Origin of the sequence: Nonomuraea sp. N2-4H (genome assembly GCF_045291505.1) — a bacterium.
GTDB classification, from domain to species: Bacteria; Actinomycetota; Actinomycetes; order Streptosporangiales; family Streptosporangiaceae; genus Nonomuraea; species Nonomuraea fastidiosa.
On sequence record NZ_CP147987.1, the window covers coordinates 4,707,138 to 4,726,173 of the forward strand.

Genomic DNA, 19,036 nt, shown 5'->3' on the forward strand with positions numbered 1-19,036 from the left:
ATGGACTGGATCACGATTCTCAGCACCACCATCAAGTCCGCGATCAACGTGGAGACGGTGCTGTACGGCCTGGCCGCGATCGGCCTGAACATCCACTTCGGCTACACCGGCCTGCTCAACTTCGGCCAGGCCGCGTTCATGGGCGTGGCCGGCTACGGCATGGCGGTCATGGTGACCGTCATGGGCCTGCCGTTCTGGGTCGGCATCGCGGTCGGCATCGCAGGCGCGGTCGTCCTCGCGTTCCTGCTCGGCATCCCGACCCTGCAGCTGCGCGCCGACTACCTCGCCATCGTCACCATCGCCGCGGCCGAGATCGTCCGGCTCATCTTCCGCTCGGTGACGTTCAAGGACATCTTCGGCGGCTCCGACGGACAGCGCGGCTTCAGCGACGGCTTCTACGCGCTGAACCCGTACCCCGAGGGCGACTACGGCTTCAACCTCGGCCCGATCCCGCTGTTCTTCAACAACCGCTCGATGTGGGTGCTGACCGTCGGCTGGGTGCTCATCGCGCTGTGCTGCCTCATCGTCTTCATGCTCATGAAGAGCCCGTGGGGCCGCGTGCTCAAGGCCATCCGCGAGGACGAGGACGCGGTGCGCAGCCTGGGCAAGAGCGTGTTCTCGTACAAGATGCAGGCGCTCATCCTCGGTGGCGTCATCGGCTGCCTGGGCGGCTTCATCTACGGCCTGGCGTACGGCTCCGTGCAGCCCGACGTCTTCGGCACCGAGACCACGTTCTACCTCTACACGATGATCATTCTGGGCGGCGCGGCCCGCGTGCTCGGCCCGGTCGTCGGCGCGATGCTGTTCTGGGTGCTGCTGGTCCTGCTCAACGGCGTGCTCAGCGAGGCCGTCGCGGCCGGCGACATCACCTTCATCGACGTCAACCAGGTCGGCGCGCTGCGGTACGTCCTGGTCGGTCTCGGCCTCATCCTGTTGCTCGTCTTCCGGCCACAGGGCATCTTCGGTGACAAGAGGGAGATAGCGATCGATGCACGCTGAGACCCAGAACACGACCAGCGAGCGCAAGGCCGCCGCACTGGCCGCGTTCGCCGACCTGCCCCGCGACCCGGGCGTGCCCAAGCCGGATCCCATCCTCGTGGTCGACAAGGTGGTGCGCCGCTTCGGCGGTCTCACCGCCGTCAACGTCGATCACGTCGAGATCCAGCGCGGCTCCATCACCGCGCTGATCGGGCCCAACGGCGCCGGCAAGACGACGTTCTTCAACCAGCTCACCGGCTTCGACACGGCCGACTCCGGCACGTGGACCTTCAACGGCAAGCCCATGAACGGCGTGCCCGCGCACAAGGTCGCCCGCGCCGGCATGGTGCGCACGTTCCAGCTCACCAAGGCGCTGTCCCGGCTGACCGTGCTGGAGAACATGCGCCTGGGCGCCCAGCAGCAGAAAGGCGAGAGCTTCTGGCGCGCCATGTTCCCCGCCTTCTGGCGCGACCAGGAGGCGGAGATCACCGAGCGGGCCGAGGAGCTACTGGCCCGGTTCAAGCTCGACGCCAAGCGCGACGACTTCGCCGGTTCGCTGTCCGGCGGCCAGCGCAAGCTGCTGGAGATGGCCCGCGCGCTCATGGTCAAGCCGGAGCTGGTCATGCTCGACGAGCCGATGGCCGGTGTGAACCCGGCGCTGACGCAGTCGCTGCTCGGCCACGTCAAGGACCTGCGCGAGCAGGGCATGACGGTGCTGTTCGTCGAGCACGACATGGACATGGTCCGCGACATCAGCGACTGGGTGATCGTCATGGCTCAGGGCGCGGTCATCGCCGAGGGCCCGCCCTCGACGATCATGTCGGACGAGCGCGTCGTCGACGCCTACCTGGGCGCCCACCACGACGCGCCGCTTACCGACACCGAGCTTGAGTCCCAGCTCCACGAGGCCGAGGAGGCCCTCGAAGCCGAGATCGAAGAGGAGGCCCAGAAGTGAGCGCCGACGAATCGCCGACCCCGGCGAACGGGCAGGCCGAAGAGCCCACCCCGGAGGCCGCCCCGGCGAAGTCGGCGCGCGCCGTCACCGACCGCAGCGCCCACCTGGAGGGCGCCAAGGACGCGGTGCTGCGCTGCGACGAGCTCATCGCGGGCTACCTGCCGGGCGTCAACATCCTCAACGGCACCGACCTGTACGTGAAGCCGGGCGAGCTGATCGGCATCATCGGTCCCAACAGCGCCGGCAAGTCGACGCTGCTGAAGGCCATGTTCGGGCTGGTCACCATCCGCAGCGGCACCGTCCTGCTCAAGGGCGAGGACATCACGAACATGAAGGCGCACGACCTGGTCTCGCGGGGCGTCGGCTACGTCCCGCAGACCAACAACGTCTTCCCCAGCCTCACCATCGAGGAGAACCTCGAGATGGGCGCCTTCCAGGTGCCGGGGAAGTTCAAGGAGCGCTTCGAGTTCGTGGCCGAGCTGTTCCCCGCGCTCAAGGAGCGGCGCAAGCAGCGCGCCGGCTCCCTGTCGGGCGGTGAGCGGCAGATGGTGGCGATGGCGCGGGCGCTCATGACCGAACCGTCCGTGCTGCTGCTGGACGAGCCGTCCGCGGGCCTGTCGCCGAAGCTGCAGGACCTGGTCTTCATCCAGGCCCAGCAGATCAACAAGGCGGGCGTGACCGTGATCATGGTGGAGCAGAACGCACGCCGCTGCCTGCAGATCTGCCACCGCGGCTACGTCCTCGACCAGGGCCGCAACGCCTACACCGGCACCGGGCGGCAGCTCGCCGACGACCCCAAGGTCATCGAGCTGTACCTCGGCACGCTCGCGAAGGCGTAACGTAACGGATCAACCGCAAGACGGGGAAGGGCCTCCCTCGGGAGCCCTTCCCGTTCTTGAATGTGCGCTGTGAAACGATTCGCGGCAGTCGCACTCATCGTCCCCGCCCTCCTCGTCGGCTGCCAGGAGGCCGCGTCCTCCTCGGCCAAGTACAGCACCGGCGGCGACCCCGCCGACGACCCGTGCGCGCGCGTGGTCTCCGCCATCGGGTACGCCGACCTGCTGCTGGAGCCCCAGGGCCAGGAGGAGCGTCAGAACTTCGAGGACGCCGTCATCGGCCGCCTGGCCGAGGCGTACGGCATCACGACCGAGTTCGCCGACCGGCTGCCCGGCTCGCTGAAGCCGGCCGCCGAGACCGTCAAGGCCACCACGGCCCGCCTGTCGAAGAGCGACGTCCCCCGGGAGCGGCAGGTGGCGCTGCTCAAGCAGTACCGCGCGGCCGCCGACCGGATCGTGGCCGGCTGCAAGTGACCTCGGGCCCTTCGCCGGTGGGCACGGGCCTGTTCGCCCTTGAGCGACCCCTTCGCCCTTCAGCGCAAGAACCTCCGCCCTTGAGCGGGCTCCTTCGCCGGTGGGCACGGGCTTGGCACGAGGAAGGGCCCCTGACACGGGAAAGGGCCCGGCCGTGATGGCCGGGCCCTCAACTCGAGTGCCGGGTGCTGCTCAGCCCTCGATGTTGCCGGTACGGTACTCCAGCGCCTTGGCCGGGTACTTGTTGTCGTCGCCGTACTGGTAGATGCCGATGGTGGCGACGGCCGGGTCACCGGCGTCGTTGAACTCGACCGGACCGCTGACGCCCTCGTAGTCGATGTCCTTACCGGCCTTCAGCAGGTCGACGCACTCCTTGAAGTTCGTGCACTTCTCGCCGCCCTTGCTGACCTCGCCCAGCTTCGCCGCGATGTCCGGGCCCGCGTCGCTCTTGGCGGCCTCGGCGGCCAGCGCGATCAGGTTCGCCGCGTCGTACGACTCGGGGGCGTAGGTGAAGTCCTCGAGCTTGGGGTCGACGGCGAGCAGCTTGTCGCGGAACTCGTCGGGAGCGGCGGCGCCGGGGAAGGTGCCCTTGACGCCCTTCAGCGTGCCCTTCGGCATCTTCACGTAGTTGGTGTTCGACATGTTGCCGTCCACCATGTACCACTTGTGCTTGCTGGCCGGCAGACCCTGCTTGACCAGCTCCTGGATGACCTTGGAGGTCTCCTCGAAGCCGATGAGCACGATGCCCTTGGGGTTCTTGGCCTTGATCTTGGCGACGTCCGCCGAGAAGTCGGCCGCCTTCGGGTCGTAGTCGACGCGCTCGACGACCTCGCCGCCGGCGTCGGTGACGGTCTTCTGGACCTGGTCGGCCAGGCCGGTGCCGTACGAGTCCTGCATCGCCAGGATGCCGACGGTGTCGTTGCCGTCGGAGATGACGAGGTCACCGAGGACGCGGCCCTGCAGCTTGTCCGGCGGAGCCGTACGGAAGTACAGGCCGTTGTCCTTGATCGTGGTGAACTTGTCGGAGGTGTTGGCCGGCGAGAAGTGCACCACGCCCGCACCCGTGATCTTGTCGATGACCGACTCCGACACCGACGAGGACGCCGCACCGATGATGGCGTCCGCGTTCTGGGCGAGCAGCTTGTCAACCGACTGCGAGGCGATGTTCGTCGTCGTGTCACCGGAGTCGGTGTCGTGCTTGACGACAGGCTTGCCGAGCACGCCGCCCGCCTCGTTGATCTCCTTCACCGCCAGGTCGACACCTGCGAACTCGGGCGGGCCGAGGAACGCCAGCGAACCGGTCTGGGGCAGCAGGGTGCCAAGGGTGAGCGTGCCATCGCCCTTCGCCGCGGGAGCGGAAGAGGCCGGAGCGGCACTCTCGGAAGTCTGCGTGGCGGTGTCACCGCCACCACCGCAGGCTGTCAGGGCGAGGCTGGTGGCAGCCACGACAGCCAGCGCCCGCCCCACGGGAGCAATGCGGATCATGAAGTGTCTCCTTCATTCCAGGCCGGGATCCGTCAGCACCGCCGAGCGTTCCCGATCGAATGCAGGAAACGTACAAAACCGTCGCATGATCCAACCAGATGCGGTGGGGAACTGTCGGCACTTGGATGCGGAGTCGTAATCACTCCTCAACTTACGGACCTGGGCAAGGACGCTTAATGTGCGATAGGTGAAGCGCATAACCCCCGTTCTTGCGACGGTGCTGCTCGCGGCCGGTTGCGGCACCACCGAACCGGCTTCATCTGCCCCTGCCGCGCCGCCGCCAGGGGTCACGGTCTCGCTGGCGCAATATCGCTCGGATGAAGCGGCCCACCGGCTTCTGGTGGCCGTCCGAAACATTTATGAAACACGCGTTTATTTCGCCGATGTCCAGCTCGTGTCGGCGTCCTTCAAGACCTTGCCGCCGCAGCGCGCCGACGCCGTCATCGGCAAAACCGAACGCACCGACCTCCCGCTCCCCTACGGCCCCGCCAACTGCCTGCCCAAGGGCCTGCCCGAGGTCGCACCCGCCAAGATCGTCGCCAGGATCAGCGTCGGTGACGAGCCGCCCAGGACCGTCGCCTTCCCGGTGCCGCACCCCGACCCGCTGCTGGCCAGGGTGCTGCGCGACGAATGCTCCGAATACCTGGTCAAACAGGCCGTCGACATCGAGTTCGGGCCGGAATGGAAGGAGACCGGCTCCGGCGCGGACGCGGTCATGCGGGGCGACCTCATCGTCACGCGGCGCGGCCCCGGCGCCGTCCGCCTCGTCTCCATGGGCGGCACCACCCACTACATCGTCGGCCACGACGAGCCGCTCGGCGTGCTCGACCCGGGAACGCAGCAGACCCGGGCGCCGATCCGGCTCTCCCCCGGCCGCTGCGACGCCCACGCCTTCGCCGAGGCCAAGAAAGCGTTCCTGTTCCCCGTACGCGTCACGCTCGACGGCGGAGAGGAGCGCGTCGTGATCGTCTCACCGCCCAAGCCCCTGCAGGACCGGCTCATCCTGTACGCCGCCCGCACCTGCGGCCTGCCCCAGCAGCCCGGAAGCCCCAAATGAAAGACCGCCTCCCCCGCGGGCGCGGCGCGGGAGAGGCGGTCTCGGTGACAGGCGGGATCAGCCCGCGATCTTGCCCGTCCGGTACTCGAGAGCCTTGCTCGGGTACTTGTTGTCGTCCCCGTACTGGTAGACGCCGATCGTCGCCACCTGCGGGTCACCGTTGTCGTCGAACTCGACCGGACCGCTGATGCCGTCGTAGTCGATGTCCTTGCCCGCCTTCAGCAGCTCGACGCACTCCTTGAAGCTCTTGCACTTCTCGCCTTCCTTGCTGACCTCGGGCAGCTTGGCGGCGATGGAGCGGCCGCTGTCGTCCTTGGCGGCCTCGGCGGCCAGCGCGATCAGGTTCGCGGCGTCGTAGGACTCGGCGGCGTAGGTGTAGTCGTCGAGGTCCTTGTTGATGTCCTTGAGCTTGTCCCTGAAGGCGTCCGGCGCCTCAGCGCCGGGAATGGTGCCCTTGACGCCCTTCAGCGTGCCCTTCGGCATGCCCGCGTAGTTGGTGTTCGACATGTTGCCGTCCACCATGTACCACTTGTGCTTGTCCGCCGTCAGGCCCTGCTTGACCAGCTCGGCCACGACCTTGGCGCCCTCCTCGAAGCCGATCAGCACGATCGCCTTCGGGTTCTTCGCCTTGATCTTGGCGACGTCAGCGGAGAAGTCGGCCGCCTTCGGGTCGTAGTCGACCCGCTCCACCACGCTCGCACCGGCCGCCTCGGCCGTCGCCGTCACCTGGTCGGCCAGGCCGGAGCCGTACGAGTCCTGCATCGCCAGGATGCCGATCGTGTCGTTGCCGTCGGCCGCGATCACGTCACCGAGGACGCGGCCCTGCAGCTTGTCCGGCGGAGCCGTACGGAAGTACAGGCCGTCGTCCTTGATCGTGGTGAACTTGTCGGAGGTGTTGGCCGGCGAGAACTGCACGATCCCCGCACCCGTGATCTTGTCGATGATCGACTCCGACACCGACGAGGACGCGGCGCCGATGATGGCGTCGGCGTTCTGCGCGATCAGCTTGTCCACCGACTGCGAGGCGATGTTCGTGCTGGTGTCGCCCGAGTCCGTGTGCACCACGTTGATCGGCTTGCCGAGCACGCCGCCGGCCTTGTTGATCTCCTTCACCGCGAGATCCACGCCTGCGAACTCGGGCGGGCCGAGGAACGCCAGCGAACCGGTCTGGGGCAGGACCGTGCCAAGCGTCAAGGTGCCGTCGCCCTTCGCCGCCGGGGCCGAGGAGGCCGCCGAGGACGCCGGGGCGGCGGACTCCTGCGCGGCCGTGTCGCCGCCGCCACTGCCACATGCCGTCAAAGCCAGGCTCGCCGCGGCCGCGACCGCCAGGACGCGCCCAGCCGGAGCAATGCGGTTCATCAAAATGAGACTCCCCCTATCTCAACGAAGGGACGATCGCCTTCGCCGGGTTTAACGGGCTCAGCATGCCCGGTGTGGGGTGAAATGGGGAGTTCTCCCGATGTTTTTATGCCGATTCGTAATGTCGCAAGCACGGATGGTAATGGTTTGTTTCATGAGCGTTACGAGCGTGGCCGACACCAGGACAGGGAGGTGATATTTCGGGATCAGCGGTCAAATACACCAACAGTCCCTTGCGTCCCAATTTCTGGGGCGACCGGGCGGCCACAGGGCGATCCGCGCCCAGGGTTCCGTACGGACCGAAACTCCCGGAAGCACGCCGAAAAGGCGTGCCCGACCGCGACACACACCGGAGCACGGCCGGGCACGCCCGACGACAGGGGCGGACACCGCCTTCAGCCCAGGCGCCACCCGCCCGAGAACCGGCGCACAGGAGCTCCCGCCACGGAACCGCCCCCTCAGAGCTCGGAGGAGGCGCCCGCAGAAGCCCGGATCGGCACCCTCAGGAACGCTCCGCCGCGTCCTGGATGACGATCTGCGCGACCTCGCGCATGCTCAGCCGCCGGTCCATCGACGCCTTCTGGATCCAACGGAACGCCTGGGGCTCCGTCCACCCGTGCTGCGCCATCAACTGACCCTTGGCCCGCTCGACCAGCTTGCGGGTCTCCAGACGCTCGGACAGGTTCGACACCTCGTTCGCGAGCGCCACCATCTCGTCGTGCCTGCTGACCGCCATCTCGATCGCCGGCACCAGATCCGCCTTCGTGAACGGCTTGACCAGGTAGGCCATCGCCCCCGCATCCCGCGCCCGCTCCACCAGGTCCCGCTGGGAGAAGGCGGTCAGGATGAGGCACGGGGCGATGCGCATCTCGGTGATCCGCTCGGCCGCCGAGATGCCGTCGAGCACGGGCATCTTCACGTCGAGGATGACCAGGTCGGGTTTCAGCTCGGCGGCCAGCCGGATCGCCTGCTCACCGTCACCGGCCTCGCCCACGACGACGTAGCCGTCCTCCTGGAGCATCTCCTTGAGGTCGAGGCGGATCAGGGCCTCGTCTTCCGCGATCACTACTCGCCGCTGCGTACTCACGAGCAGAAGAGTACCGACGTCCGGTAGATTAGATCCACGCTGGATCGATCCGGCCCATGCTTAGGCTAGGATTCCAACGCGCGGGACCCCCACGCCTCCGGACATATCCGGATCTCAGCCCCGGTATTCCAATTGGCAGAGAAGGCGGATTCAAAACCCGCACAGTGTGGGTTCGAATCCCACCCGGGGCACCTGACACGACCGCCTGGCATTCGGCCGGGCGGTTTTGTCGTACCCGGATGCGACACTCTCCGCGTGTACGATCTCACGGTCCGTGAGCAGGCCCTCCGCCTGCTCGCCTCAGGGCTCAGCATCAGCGAGGCGAGCCGTCAGACCGGAGTCAGCCGCGCCGCCATCCGCGAGTGGCGCGACCGTCCGGCGCACGACTCCCCCATGACCGGCACCTGCCCCCGCTGCGCGGCGGCGCCCCATCTCCCTGCGCCCACCGGCGACTACGCCTATCTCCTGGGTCTCTATCTCGGCGACGGCTGCATCTCCTGGGTCGGAGACCGGGCCAAGCGCGTCTGGTCCCTGCGGATCATGTGCGCCGACAGCTGGCCCGGCCTCGTGCGGGAGTGCGTCGAGGCGCTACGGGCGATCCGGCCGACCAACAAGGTCCGGGTGCTGCGGCGGCAGGGGTGCAGCGAGGTCAACTCCTACTCCAAGCACTGGCCGCACCTCTTCCCCCAGCACGGCCCCGGCAAGAAACACGACCGCGAGATCACCCTCCTCTCCTGGCAGAGGGAGATCGTCACCACGCATCCGGGGCGCTTCGTGCGCGGGCTGATGCACTCCGACGGCTACCGCGGGGTCAACCGCGTCCGCCGCGACCTGCCCAGCGGTGTCCGCTGGTACGAATACCCCCGCTACCTGTTCAAGAACGAGTCGGCGGACATCCTCGCCCTGTGCGGCGAGGCCCTCGACCTGCTCGGCGTCGCCTGGCGCTACAACAAGCGCAACGAGTTGTCCGTCGCGCGGCGGGAGGCCGTTGAGCTGCTCGATCGCCACGTCGGCCCCAAATACTGACCGTTTCTGCGGCAGATGGGGCGGGTGTGCGTGGAGGCGTCAGGGAGAGAACAGCGAAGGATGGTGGGTTCGGGACTTTTCGGAATCCCGCACGGCGGGAATCACCGTTCCAGATCGACGAACGCACGGGGGTGGGGTGGCATGCCGTTGAGCCTGGCTGACCGGGAGGAGTTCCTGGCGGAGCCGCACATCGCGAGCCTGGCGGTGGAGTCCGGTGACGGGCGGGGCCCGCTGACGGTCCCCGTCTGGTACGACTACTCCCCGGGTGGCGACGTGAGGTTCCTGACCGATGGGGATTCTGTGAAGGCCAGGCTGATCGCGAAGGCCGGGCGGTTCTCGCTCCTGGTGCAGCGTTCGAGCCCGACGTACCGGTACGTGTCCGTAGAGGGTCCGGTGGTGCGGTCGGGGCCGACGACGCTGGAGGACCTGACCAGGATCTCCTCCCGCTATCTGCCGCCCGACGCCGTGTCGGGCTATGTGCAGGGGTCCGATCTCAACGTGCTGGTGACGTTCAGGATGCGGCCGGAACATTGGCTGTCGGCCGACCTGGGCGCGCTGGGCTGAGCTGCGGACCGGTATTTTTGGGCCCGTGACTGCTATCGACCCGACCTCGATCGGTGCCTTCGGCACCGGCCTGGCGACCATCGCCGCTGACGGCACCGTACTCGACACCTGGTTTCCCGCCCCTGAGCTGGGCGACGCGCCGGCCGCGGGCACGCGGCGGCTGTCCGGCGATGAGGCCGGGGAGCTGGCCGAGCTGACCGGCCCCGACGCGGCGCGCGGGGTGGAGGTGGTGGCGGTGCGCACCGGCATCGCCAAGCTCTCCGAGCCTCCGGCCGACGCGCACGACGTCTACCTGCGCCTGCACCTGCTGTCCGCGCGTCTGGTCCGCCCGCACGGGGTGAATCTCGACGGCATCTTCGGCCTGCTGGCCAACGTGGTGTGGACCAACTACGGGCCGTGCCCGGTGCCGGACTTCGAGCGGACCCGGCTGCGGCTGCGCGGGCGTGGGCCGGTGACGGTCTACGGGGTGGACAAGTTCCCCCGGATGGTCGATTACGTGCTGCCCTCCGGGGTGCGCATCGCCGACGCCGACCGCGTACGGCTGGGCGCCCACCTCGCCCCGGGCACCACGGTCATGCACGAGGGCTTCGTGAACTTCAACGCCGGCACGCTGGGCGCCTCGATGATCGAGGGCCGGGTGTCGGCCGGTGTGGTCGTCGGTGACGGCTCCGACGTGGGCGGCGGCGCCTCGATCATGGGAACGCTGTCGGGCGGCGGCAAGCAGGTCATCTCCATCGGCGAGCGCTGCCTGCTGGGCGCGAACGCGGGCCTCGGCATCTCGCTGGGCGACGACTGCGTGGTGGAGGCCGGCCTGTACGTCACGGCGGGCACCCGCGTGTCCCTGCCCGACGGCACCGTCGTCAAGGCGGCCGAGCTGTCGGGGTCCAACGGGATCTTGTTCCGGCGTAACTCGCAGACGGGCGTCGTGGAGGCGCTGCCGCGCCAGGGCGGCAAGGTCGAGCTCAACGCCGCCCTGCACGCCAACGACTGACTTGGCGAATGACTCCAGGTGGGCCGCCGTGGAGCGGGCGGCCCACCTCAGGGCGGACCTGGGGCAGGACCGCCCGGGGCGGACGCAGGCGGGCGAGCGTCGCCGTCGGCGGCCCCAGCGCTTTCTTACCGGCGGCCCGAGCGCCCCACTGACCAGGCGGGTTGGGTGAGCGCCGAACGCGGGGCAAGCCCTGGCGGACCCGGCGGGTGCCCAACGAGCCGTGTCAGCACCATCACCACCGAACCGAGCAGGCACCTCACTAGCCGCGGGGCGACCAGCGGAGGGACCGAGCGGGCGTCCGGAGGGAGTTAGCGGGCGTCGAGCGGGCGCGAAGCGGGCCGTAGATCCAGCCCCGCCACGGGGCGAGCTGCGGTGCCCGGCACGCCGGCCGCGTCAGGAGCCGGTGGGGCGTCGCGCCGCCAGAGGGCCAGCGCCTCGGCGACCACGCCGAACACCGGACCGGCGAGCGGGCGTCGAGCGGGGCCAAGGCGGCACCGGAGGCAACCCCAGGACAGTGGCCACGCCAGGCAGACCGGGCGGGCCCGGCCAGTGCAGCCCCCGACCCCGGACGGGCCAGGCCCGTGCCTGCCTACCCTCCAGGCGAGCCGCACCGGTCGGATGGCCGGTGCCGGACCGGACCGGCGGCCCAGTCGAACGCCGGACGGCCCGGAACGCCGCCTGTCAGTGGGCGTGAGAGACCGCGGAACCGATGGTGTGGACGCGGAGCGCGTTGGTGGAGCCGGGCGTGCCGGGAGGCGAGCCGGCCACGATGACGACCTTGTCGCCCTTCTCCAGCCGTCCGAGCGACAGCAGCGACGCCTCGACCTGGCGCACCATGTCGTCCGTGTGGTGCACGAACGGCACGTGGAAGGTCTCCACGCCCCACGTCACCGAGAGCTGGCCGCGCACATGGGGTGCGGAGGTGAAGGCCAGCAGCGGGATGGGCGAGCGGTAGCGGGCCAGGCGGCGGGCGGTCTCGCCGGACATGGTGAACGCGATCAGCGCCTTGGCGCCGACGATGGCGCCCACCTCGGCCGCGGCCCTGGCGATGGCGCCGCCCGTGGTCTCGGGCATGCGGTCGAGGGTGTGGGTGGCCTGCAGGGAGGACTTCTCCGCGGCGCAGGCGATGCGGTCCATCGTGGAGACGGCCTCGACCGGGTAGTTGCCGACGGAGGTCTCTCCGGAGAGCATGATCGCGTCCGCGCCGTCCATGACCGCGTAGGCGACGTCGGAGGCCTCGGCGCGGGTGGGGCGCGGGGAGTTCATCATGGAGTCGAGCATCTGGGTGGCCACGATGACGGGGTGGGCCTTCTCGCGGCACAGCTCGATGATGCGGCGCTGGACGATCGGCACCTGCTCGAGCGGCAGCTCGACGCCGAGGTCGCCGCGGGCGACCATGATGCCGTCGAAGGCGTCGACGATCTCGGGGAGGCGCTCGACGGCCTGCGGCTTTTCGATCTTGGCGAGCAGCGGCAGGCGTACGGCCTCCTGCTCCATGATGTTGCGCACCACGTCGGCGTCGGACGGGCGGCGCACGAAGGACAGGGCGATCATGTCGAAGCCGGTGCGCAACGCCCAGCGCAGGTCGGCTTCGTCCTTGTCGGTCAGCGCGGGGGCGCTGACGTTGACGCCGGGCAGGTTGAGGCCCTTGTTGTCCGAGATCATGCCGCCGATGACGACGCGGGTGATGACGCGCTCGCCGTCGACCCTGGTGACCTCGAGCACGAGGCGGCCGTCGTCGACGAGGATGGTGTCGCCCGGGTGGACGTCTTTGGGCAGCCCCTTGTAGGTGGTGGAGACCTGCTCGCGGTCTCCCGGCACGTCTTCGGTGGTGATGGTGAAGACGTCGCCGAAGCCGAGCCTGACGGGGCCCTCCTCGAACGTGCCGACGCGGATCTTGGGGCCCTGCAGGTCGGCGAGCACGCCTACACCGCGGCCGAGGTCGGCCGCCACCTCCCTGACCCGGTCGTACACCTCTCTGTGCATGTCATGGTTGCCATGGCTGAGGTTGAACCGTGCGACGTCCATGCCGGCGGCGATGAGCTCGCGGAGGCGTTCCTTGGACGATGTGGCGGGGCCTAGAGTGCAGACGATTTTCGCGCGACGAGTCACGAGTCCTACCTTAATTGGTACAGACCACTTAACAGTCACTGACGACGGAGAACGTACCCGGCATAAGAGAACAGAACGAGAACGGCGACCCCCAGTCGCGCCACGTTCGTGTACTCCTCCGGGTAGATCACGCCTTCGATGTAGTGGTCGATGAAGCCGCTGGGGGGCAGGCCGTCCTGGCCCGCCTGGCGACGTGCCCAGTCTTCCACGAGTGTGAGCGGGCATTCGACGCCTGTCACGACCGACATGACTCCCCAGGCGGCGACGGCGAGGTGGATCCAGATCGTGCGCGGCCAGCGCCAGGCCAGGAAGCCGCCCACGGCCATGTAGGCGAGAAAGGCGAAGTGCACCACCATCGCGGCGTCGGCGAGGAGGCGGTACATCATGGCTCGGCGGTTGCCGCCTTCCAGGCGTTCACGACGCCGTGACCGTAGAAGCCGTTGTCGGAGGTGCCGCCCTCGCACAGGTGTTTCTGGGTCTGTCCGAGTGAGTCGTAGGAGTACTCGCGCGGCGTGGGGCACGCCTTGGGTGTGGCGGTCTTGTAGAGCAGCTCCTGGACGGTGTCGGGGGCGAGTTCGAGCCCGCCCTTGCCGGGCTTGCCGAAGCGGCTGATGAGGATGGCGGCGACGCCGGTGGCGTGCGGCGCGGCCATGGAGGTGCCTTCGAGGTACTGGTAGTAGGAGCAGGTGCCGCGGGTGCAGTCGCGTACGACGTCGGCGCCCTTGGGCTTGCCGTCGCGGTCGATGCGGCCGGTGGCGCGCAGCACGTGTTCGGGTGCGGCGGCCAGGATGCCCCTGGTGGCGTTGATGCCCTGCCCGTCGAGTACGTCGCCGCCGGGGGCGGACAGGTCGGTCTGCTCCACGCCGTAATCGCTGTAGGCGGCCTTGCGGCCGGAGGGGCCGAGCGCGGAGACGGAGATGACGCCCTTGGACTCGGCGGGCACGTTGATGCAGGAGTTGTCGATCGTGCGGGTCTTCTCGTCGCCCTTGGGGTAGCCGGGGCTCTGCCTGTCGATCTTGGGCTTGCCGAGGTCGGTGGAGCCGTTGCCGAGGGCGGAGATGAGCGTGACGCCGCGTTCGCGCGCGTAGTCGAGCGCACGCTGCATGCCGGTGATGATGGCGCGCTGTTCGAGCTGCTGCTTCTTGGTGTCGGACTTGTTGGCGCGGCAGTTGAACAGCCAGGGGTCGACGTAGTAGCTCATGTTGACCACGTCGACGCCGATGTCGGCGGCGTAGGTGAGGGCGTCCATGCTGGGCTTGAGGAAGAAGAAGCCGGAGTCCTGGCCCGCCCTGATGTTGACGATCTGGACGCCGGGCGCCACGCCGGCGATGCCGATGCCGTTGATGGGCGAGGCGATGGTGCTGGCGACGTGGGTGCCGTGGCCGTCGTCGTCGACGTCCACGGGGTCCTTGCAGTCGCGGGCCTCGCAGGGGCCGTCGAGCGTCTCGCCGTAGTCGTCCTTGGGACGGTCGGTGACGAAGTTGCGGCTGAGCTCGCGGTTGAAGTTGGGCGCGATGTCGGGGTGCTTGCCGTCCACGCCGGTGTCGATGACGCCGACGAGGACCTTCTTGCTGCCGGGGACCTTGGCGTTGGCGCGGTCGGCGCCGATCATGCGCATGTCCCACTGGCGGGGGGCGAGCGGCTCTCCCTTGCGCTTGGTGAACGCCTGCTCGTCGGGCAGGGCCGCGGGGTTGGTGATGAATCGTCCCGCGGTACGGCCGATGCTGCGATCGGGGGTGACGCCGACGACGGAGGGGTCGTCGCCCACGGCCGCCTGGAAGCCGTCGCCGCCGCTGGCCAGGAGGTAGCCGAGCCTGGTGTCGTCGGAGAGGGCGGTGCCGCCGGCGCGTTCGACGGCGGCCTTGGCCTGGCCCTGGTGGCCCCACTCGTAGAAGACGAGGTATTCGGGCCGTCCTGGTTTCGGTTCCGGCTTGCGGTCGGCCTGGCTCGGTTCCGGCTTGGGGCCGGCCTGGCTCGGGTGCGGCGCGGTGGCCGAGCAGGCGGCGAGTGCGAGTGCGGCGGCCAGAGCCGTCATGCCCGAGGCGACACGCCGCATATCTCCCCCTACGCCTGAATGCCGCAGAATCTGAATCTTCCCGACAGTCAACCAGTGATGCAACCGAGTGGTGAAATTTCGGTCGATGGTGGGCGAAGGGGACCCCTCGTCCTGCCCCAGCTCACGGGCGCGTGACGGCCGTGCCTGCCCGTCGCTCGGCGACGGGCAGGCGGACAGGCGGACAGGCGGGTAGGCGGACAGGCGGGTAGGCGGGTAGGTGGGCAGTCAGCCGATCGGGGCGTCAGGCGTGGTGACTCGGCTGGGCGTCGGGCTCGCGACGGCCGGGCCGTACGTCCGCGGCTTCCGACCCCAGCCGTACGTCCGGCAGGAAGGCCAGCAGCGCCGCCGCGACCAGCATGATCGGCCCCGTCCACGCGAACACCCCGGTGATCGCGTCGGCGAAGGCGAGCTGCGTGGCGTGCCGGGTGGCCTCGGGCAGCGCCTGGATGGCGGCGGGGGTGAGTGACTCCTGGCCGGGCGCGAGTCCGGCGGCGAAGACGCCGCCGAGCACGGACACGCCCACGGCGCCGCCGACGTTCCTGGCGAACGTGACGGCCGAGGTGGCGGCTCCCCGGTCGGCCACGGGCGCAGTGGTCTGGACGGCGAGCATGAGGTTCTGCCCCATCACGCCGAGCCCGAGCCCGCACAGCACCATGTACGCCCCCGACACGACCGGGCCGGTGGTCACGTCCATGGTGGAGAACAGGATTCCGGCGATTCCGGAGCAGACGGCACCGCCCACGATGATCCACTTGTAGCGGCCGAGCCTGGTCACGATCTGCCCGCCGAGCGTGGAGGCGACGATCATGCCGCCCATGAGCGGGAGCAGCAGCAGCCCGGAGTCGGCCGCGCCGGCGCCGCGCACGAGCTGGAGGAACATGGGCAGGAACGTCGCCATGCCGACCAGGGCGGTGGCCAGGAGCACGATGGTGACGACGGGGATGGTGAAGGAGCGCGAGCGGAACAGCCGCAGCGGCAGGATGGGCTCGGCGGCGGTCCGTTCGACGAGGACGAACAGCAGGCCGAGGAGCACCGCGCCGGCGCCGAGCCCGATGATGACGGGTGAGGTCCACGCGTACGTGCTGCCTGCCGATGAGGCGAACAGGGTCATGCAGGTGAGCACCCCGGCGATGAGCGCGGCGCCGAGCCAGTCGACGTGGTGCGGCGAGGTGCGCTTGGGCAGCTTGAGCACGGTGAAGGCGACGGCCAGGGCGAGGGCGCCGAGCGGCAGGTTGATGTAGAAGATCCAGCGCCAGGAGATGTGCTGGGTGAGGAAGCCGCCGACGAGCGGCCCGGCGATGGAGGCGATTCCGAAGACGGCGCCGAACAGGCCTTGGAAACGGGCGCGTTCGCGGGGTGTGGACACGTCGGCGACGATGGTCAAGGTCAGCACCATGAGGCCGCCCGCGCCGATGCCCTGGAAGGCTCGGAAGGCGATGAGCTGCCCCATCGACTGGGCGACGCCGCACAGGGCGGAGCCGATGAGGAAGAGCACGATGGCCGCGAGGTAGAGGGTGCGGCGGCCGTACATGTCGCTGAGCTTGCCGAACAGCGGGGTGGCGATGCCGGAGGTCAGGGCGAACGCGGTGACCACCCAGGACAGGCTCTCAAGCCCGTGCAGCTCCCCCACGATGGTGGGCATGGCGGTGGCCACGACGGTCTGGTCGAGCGCGGCCAGGAACAGGGTGAGCATGAGTGACCCCATGACCACCCACAGTGTTCGCCGTGAGGTGGACTGCTGGGGGTTTGTCGCTACCATGAGCAGACTCCTTGCTTCTTTTTCGCGAGAGGGCAGGAGTGATCCGCGGCGATCGGGGGTGCCACCCCGGTCGCCGCCTTTGTCTTCAGGAGAGTCGAAATCCGTTTTCGAGCAGGGTGAACGCCTCCTCGATCAGCTCCTCGACCGGCCCGCCGCCGGACACCGACTCCTGCACGGCCGAGGCGGCCGCGCCGAAGGTGGCGACGACGAGGAGCCTGGCGTGCAAGGCGCCGGTGACGCCGGGACGGCTCCTGACGGCGCCCAGCAAGCTCTCCAGCAGCTTCGTCTCGTCGGCGGCCCTGGCCTTGGCGGCCAGCTCGGGGTAGCGGTTGCGCAGCTCCATGAACGGCTTGAGGTCGGCCATGACCGGCCGCAGCCGCTGCGCGAGCGCACGCGCCACGACCTTGAGCGACTGGAAGGCGGGCTCGTCCGCGGGCCTGGCGCTGAGCAGCTCGATGAACTCCTCGGGCGTCCACAGCGGCACGGGGGCGAGCGCCTCCTCCTTGGAGGCGAAGTAGTTGAAGAAGGTGCGCGGCGAGATGTCGGCCGCCGCGCTGATGGCCTCGACGGTGGCGGCTTCGAGCCCCTGGTCGAGCGCGATGCGGACGGCGGCGTTCCTGATCGCCTGCCGCTTTTCGGCTCGGCGGCGCTCGCGCCGCTCCTGCGGACTCTCCATGCTTTGCACTATATGCATCTTTTGCAGACTCTGCAAGTCATGCAGGTCATGCAAAGAATGCATGCCGTGCAATCCGTACAGACCCTGCAAAAACCAAAGCGCCCGCCACAGGGGCGGGCGCTTCAAAAGAGGCGGGCTCAGACGAGCGGACGCGCGGTCGGCAGGATCGGGTACGGCAGCGCCGTGTCGCCCGTGAGGTACCGGTCCACGCCGGAGGCGGCGGAGCGCCCCTCGGCGATGGCCCACACGATGAGCGACTGGCCGCGCCCCATGTCACCGGCCACGAAGACGCCGTCGACCTTCGACATGTACGTCTTGTCGCGCGCCACGTTGCCCCTGGCGTCGAAGAAGCCGTCACCGGCGACCTCGGCCAGGTCCTGCAGCAGCGGGCCCTTCTCCGGCCCCAGGAAGCCCATGGAGAGCGTGACCAGCTCGGCCGGGATCTCCCGCTCGGTGCCGGGGATGGGCTTGAACCCGGTCTGCGGCCCCTCGACCTCGACCAGGCGCAGCGCCCGCACGTTGCCGTCCTCGTCGCCGACGAACTCGGTGGTGGAGACCGCGTACATGCGCTCTCCGCCCTCCTTGGCCAGCTCCTCGTGGGCGCTCTCCATCTTGAACAGCATCGGGTACGTCGGCCACGGCTGGCTGGCCGGCCGCGTGGCGGGCGGCTGCGGCATGATCTCCAGCTGGGTGACCGACTTGGCGCCCTGGCGGATGGCGGTGCCGATGCAGTCGGCGCCGGTGTCGCCGCCGCCGATCACGACGACGTGCTTGCCCTCGGCCGAGACGGGCGAGACGGGGAAGTCGCCCTCCTGGACCTTGTTGGACAGCGGCAGGTACTCCATCGCCTGGTAGATGCCCTTGAGCTCGCGCCCCGGCACCGGCAGGTCGCGCCACTGGGTGGCGCCGCCGGACAGCACCACGGCGTCGAACTGCTCGCGCAGCTCGGCGGCGGTGATGTCGACGCCGACGTTGACGCCGGTGCGGAACTCGGTGCCCTCGGCCCGCATCTGCTCCAGGCGGCGGTCGATGTGCCGCTTCTCCATCTTGAACTCGGGGATGCCGTAGCGCAGCAGGCCGCCGATGCGGTCGGCCCGCTCGAACACCACCACGTCATGCCCGGCCCTGGTGAGCTGCTGGGCGGCGGCCAGACCGGCCGGTCCCGAGCCGACGACCGCGACCTTCTTGCCGGTCTTGACGGCCGGCGGCTGCGGCCGCACCCACCCCTCGGCGAACGCGCGGTCGATGATCTCGACCTCGACCCGCTTGATCGTCACCGGGTCGGAGTTGATGCCGAGCACGCACGCCGCCTCACACGGAGCCGGGCAGAGCCGGCCGGTGAACTCGGGGAAGTTGTTGGTGGCGTGCAGCCGCTCGATCGCCTCGCGCCAGTCGGTGCGATAGACCAGGTCGTTCCACTCGGGGATGAGGTTGCCCAGCGGGCAGCCGTTGTGGCAGAACGGGATGCCGCAGTCCATGCAGCGGGCCGCCTGCTTGGTCAGCTTCTCGCGGGGGAAGTCCTCGTAGACCTCCCGCCAGTCGCTGATGCGGACGTCGACGGGACGGCGCGCCGGCAGCTCCCGCTCGTGCGTGAGGAAACCCTTCGGGTCAGCCATTCGGT

General features: G+C 69.1%; 17 protein-coding genes and 1 tRNA gene. 9 read left to right on the plus strand and 9 right to left on the minus strand.

Annotation, left to right across the window (positions count from 1 at the left end; genetic code table 11):
- The 4 genes from WBK31_RS21685 to WBK31_RS21700 all read left to right on the plus strand — a co-directional run bounded on the left by WBK31_RS21685 (position 1) and on the right by WBK31_RS21700 (position 3,243).
- Complete coding sequence (locus WBK31_RS21685) at positions 1-999, plus strand: branched-chain amino acid ABC transporter permease (protein WP_378787832.1); 999 nt, start codon at positions 1-3, stop codon at positions 997-999.
- Positions 989-1,933 (plus strand): ABC transporter ATP-binding protein, encoded by a 945-nt coding sequence (locus WBK31_RS21690; RefSeq protein WP_364054605.1) that lies wholly within the window; start codon positions 989-991, stop codon positions 1,931-1,933. Before WBK31_RS21685 ends, WBK31_RS21690 begins: the two co-directional genes overlap by 11 nt.
- On the plus strand, positions 1,930-2,772 hold the full coding sequence (locus WBK31_RS21695) for an ABC transporter ATP-binding protein (protein WP_406673047.1): 843 nt from the start codon (positions 1,930-1,932) through the stop codon (positions 2,770-2,772). Before WBK31_RS21690 ends, WBK31_RS21695 begins: the two co-directional genes overlap by 4 nt.
- Positions 2,773-2,841: 69 nt before the next feature.
- Positions 2,842-3,243, plus strand: a complete 402-nt coding sequence (locus WBK31_RS21700) for a hypothetical protein (protein WP_364054611.1) — start codon at positions 2,842-2,844, stop codon at positions 3,241-3,243.
- Between the two features lie 192 nt (positions 3,244-3,435).
- Here WBK31_RS21700 and WBK31_RS21705 read toward each other — a convergent pair whose 3' ends face one another.
- The gene (locus WBK31_RS21705; RefSeq protein ID WP_364054614.1) at positions 3,436-4,728 is read right to left on the minus strand and encodes an ABC transporter substrate-binding protein; all 1,293 of its coding nucleotides are present in this window, start codon (positions 4,726-4,728) and stop codon (positions 3,436-3,438) included.
- Between the two features lie 394 nt (positions 4,729-5,122).
- Between WBK31_RS21705 and WBK31_RS21710 the strand changes: the two genes are divergently transcribed.
- Positions 5,123-5,785, plus strand: coding sequence for a hypothetical protein (locus WBK31_RS21710; RefSeq protein WP_406673048.1), 663 nt, complete (start codon positions 5,123-5,125; stop codon positions 5,783-5,785).
- Between the two features lie 57 nt (positions 5,786-5,842).
- Here WBK31_RS21710 and WBK31_RS21715 read toward each other — a convergent pair whose 3' ends face one another.
- Together WBK31_RS21715 and WBK31_RS21720 are read right to left on the minus strand one after the other, a co-directional pair.
- Positions 5,843-7,144 carry an ABC transporter substrate-binding protein gene (locus tag WBK31_RS21715; RefSeq protein ID WP_406673049.1) on the minus strand — a complete coding sequence of 434 codons (1,302 nt, stop codon included), beginning with the start codon at positions 7,142-7,144 and terminating at the stop codon, positions 5,843-5,845.
- A gap of 502 nt (positions 7,145-7,646) precedes the next feature.
- The gene (locus tag WBK31_RS21720; protein WP_364054623.1) at positions 7,647-8,231 is read right to left on the minus strand and encodes a response regulator; all 585 of its coding nucleotides are present in this window, start codon (positions 8,229-8,231) and stop codon (positions 7,647-7,649) included.
- 117 nt (positions 8,232-8,348) lie between these two features.
- Here WBK31_RS21720 and WBK31_RS21725 point away from each other — a divergent pair.
- From WBK31_RS21725 to dapD, 4 genes are all read left to right on the plus strand, one after another.
- Positions 8,349-8,422: transfer RNA gene (locus WBK31_RS21725), tRNA-Leu, on the plus strand.
- A 64-nt stretch (positions 8,423-8,486) separates the two neighbouring features.
- On the plus strand, positions 8,487-9,257 hold the full coding sequence (locus tag WBK31_RS21730) for a helix-turn-helix domain-containing protein (RefSeq protein ID WP_364054626.1): 771 nt from the start codon (positions 8,487-8,489) through the stop codon (positions 9,255-9,257).
- Between the two features lie 141 nt (positions 9,258-9,398).
- On the plus strand, positions 9,399-9,821 hold the full coding sequence (locus tag WBK31_RS21735; RefSeq protein WP_364054629.1) for a pyridoxamine 5'-phosphate oxidase family protein: 423 nt from the start codon (positions 9,399-9,401) through the stop codon (positions 9,819-9,821).
- A gap of 25 nt (positions 9,822-9,846) precedes the next feature.
- Positions 9,847-10,812, plus strand: coding sequence for a 2,3,4,5-tetrahydropyridine-2,6-dicarboxylate N-succinyltransferase (gene dapD, locus WBK31_RS21740; protein ID WP_364054632.1), 966 nt, complete (start codon positions 9,847-9,849; stop codon positions 10,810-10,812).
- Positions 10,813-11,493: 681 nt separating this feature from the next.
- Here dapD and pyk read toward each other — a convergent pair.
- The 6 genes from pyk to WBK31_RS21770 all read right to left on the minus strand — a co-directional run bounded on the left by pyk (position 11,494) and on the right by WBK31_RS21770 (position 19,031).
- On the minus strand, positions 11,494-12,924 hold the full coding sequence (pyk, locus tag WBK31_RS21745; protein WP_364054635.1) for a pyruvate kinase: 1,431 nt from the start codon (positions 12,922-12,924) through the stop codon (positions 11,494-11,496).
- A gap of 35 nt (positions 12,925-12,959) precedes the next feature.
- Positions 12,960-13,310 (minus strand): DUF2784 domain-containing protein, encoded by a 351-nt coding sequence (locus WBK31_RS21750; protein ID WP_406673050.1) that lies wholly within the window; start codon positions 13,308-13,310, stop codon positions 12,960-12,962.
- Positions 13,307-14,980, minus strand: coding sequence for a S8 family serine peptidase (locus tag WBK31_RS21755; protein ID WP_364054641.1), 1,674 nt, complete (start codon positions 14,978-14,980; stop codon positions 13,307-13,309). The genes WBK31_RS21750 and WBK31_RS21755 overlap by 4 nt, the downstream gene beginning before the upstream one ends.
- 241 nt (positions 14,981-15,221) lie before the next feature.
- Positions 15,222-16,739: an MDR family MFS transporter gene (locus tag WBK31_RS21760; protein ID WP_406673051.1), complete on the minus strand. Its 1,518-nt coding sequence runs from the start codon at positions 16,737-16,739 to the stop codon at positions 15,222-15,224.
- Between the two features lie 85 nt (positions 16,740-16,824).
- Complete coding sequence (locus tag WBK31_RS21765) at positions 16,825-17,415, minus strand: TetR/AcrR family transcriptional regulator (RefSeq protein ID WP_406673052.1); 591 nt, start codon at positions 17,413-17,415, stop codon at positions 16,825-16,827.
- A 137-nt stretch (positions 17,416-17,552) separates the two neighbouring features.
- Positions 17,553-19,031, minus strand: a complete 1,479-nt coding sequence (locus WBK31_RS21770) for a glutamate synthase subunit beta (protein WP_364054650.1) — start codon at positions 19,029-19,031, stop codon at positions 17,553-17,555.
- Positions 19,032-19,036 lie beyond the last annotated feature (5 nt).

What these genes read in the sequence shown, in the direction of transcription:
- WBK31_RS21760 (WP_406673051.1), bottom strand. Translation starts at nt 16,739, where the DNA reads ATGGTAGCGACAAACCCCCAGCAGTCCACCTCACGGCGAACACTGTGG.
- WBK31_RS21765 (WP_406673052.1), bottom strand. Translation starts at nt 17,415, where the DNA reads ATGGAGAGTCCGCAGGAGCGGCGCGAGCGCCGCCGAGCCGAAAAGCGG.
- WBK31_RS21755 (WP_364054641.1), bottom strand. Translation starts at nt 14,980, where the DNA reads ATGCGGCGTGTCGCCTCGGGCATGACGGCTCTGGCCGCCGCACTCGCA.
- WBK31_RS21770 (WP_364054650.1), bottom strand. Translation starts at nt 19,031, where the DNA reads ATGGCTGACCCGAAGGGTTTCCTCACGCACGAGCGGGAGCTGCCGGCG.
- WBK31_RS21690 (WP_364054605.1), top strand. Translation starts at nt 989, where the DNA reads ATGCACGCTGAGACCCAGAACACGACCAGCGAGCGCAAGGCCGCCGCA.
- WBK31_RS21705 (WP_364054614.1), bottom strand. Translation starts at nt 4,728, where the DNA reads ATGATCCGCATTGCTCCCGTGGGGCGGGCGCTGGCTGTCGTGGCTGCC.
- WBK31_RS21685 (WP_378787832.1), top strand. Translation starts at nt 1, where the DNA reads ATGGACTGGATCACGATTCTCAGCACCACCATCAAGTCCGCGATCAAC.
- WBK31_RS21735 (WP_364054629.1), top strand. Translation starts at nt 9,399, where the DNA reads ATGCCGTTGAGCCTGGCTGACCGGGAGGAGTTCCTGGCGGAGCCGCAC.
- WBK31_RS21715 (WP_406673049.1), bottom strand. Translation starts at nt 7,144, where the DNA reads ATGAACCGCATTGCTCCGGCTGGGCGCGTCCTGGCGGTCGCGGCCGCG.
- WBK31_RS21750 (WP_406673050.1), bottom strand. Translation starts at nt 13,310, where the DNA reads ATGATGTACCGCCTCCTCGCCGACGCCGCGATGGTGGTGCACTTCGCC.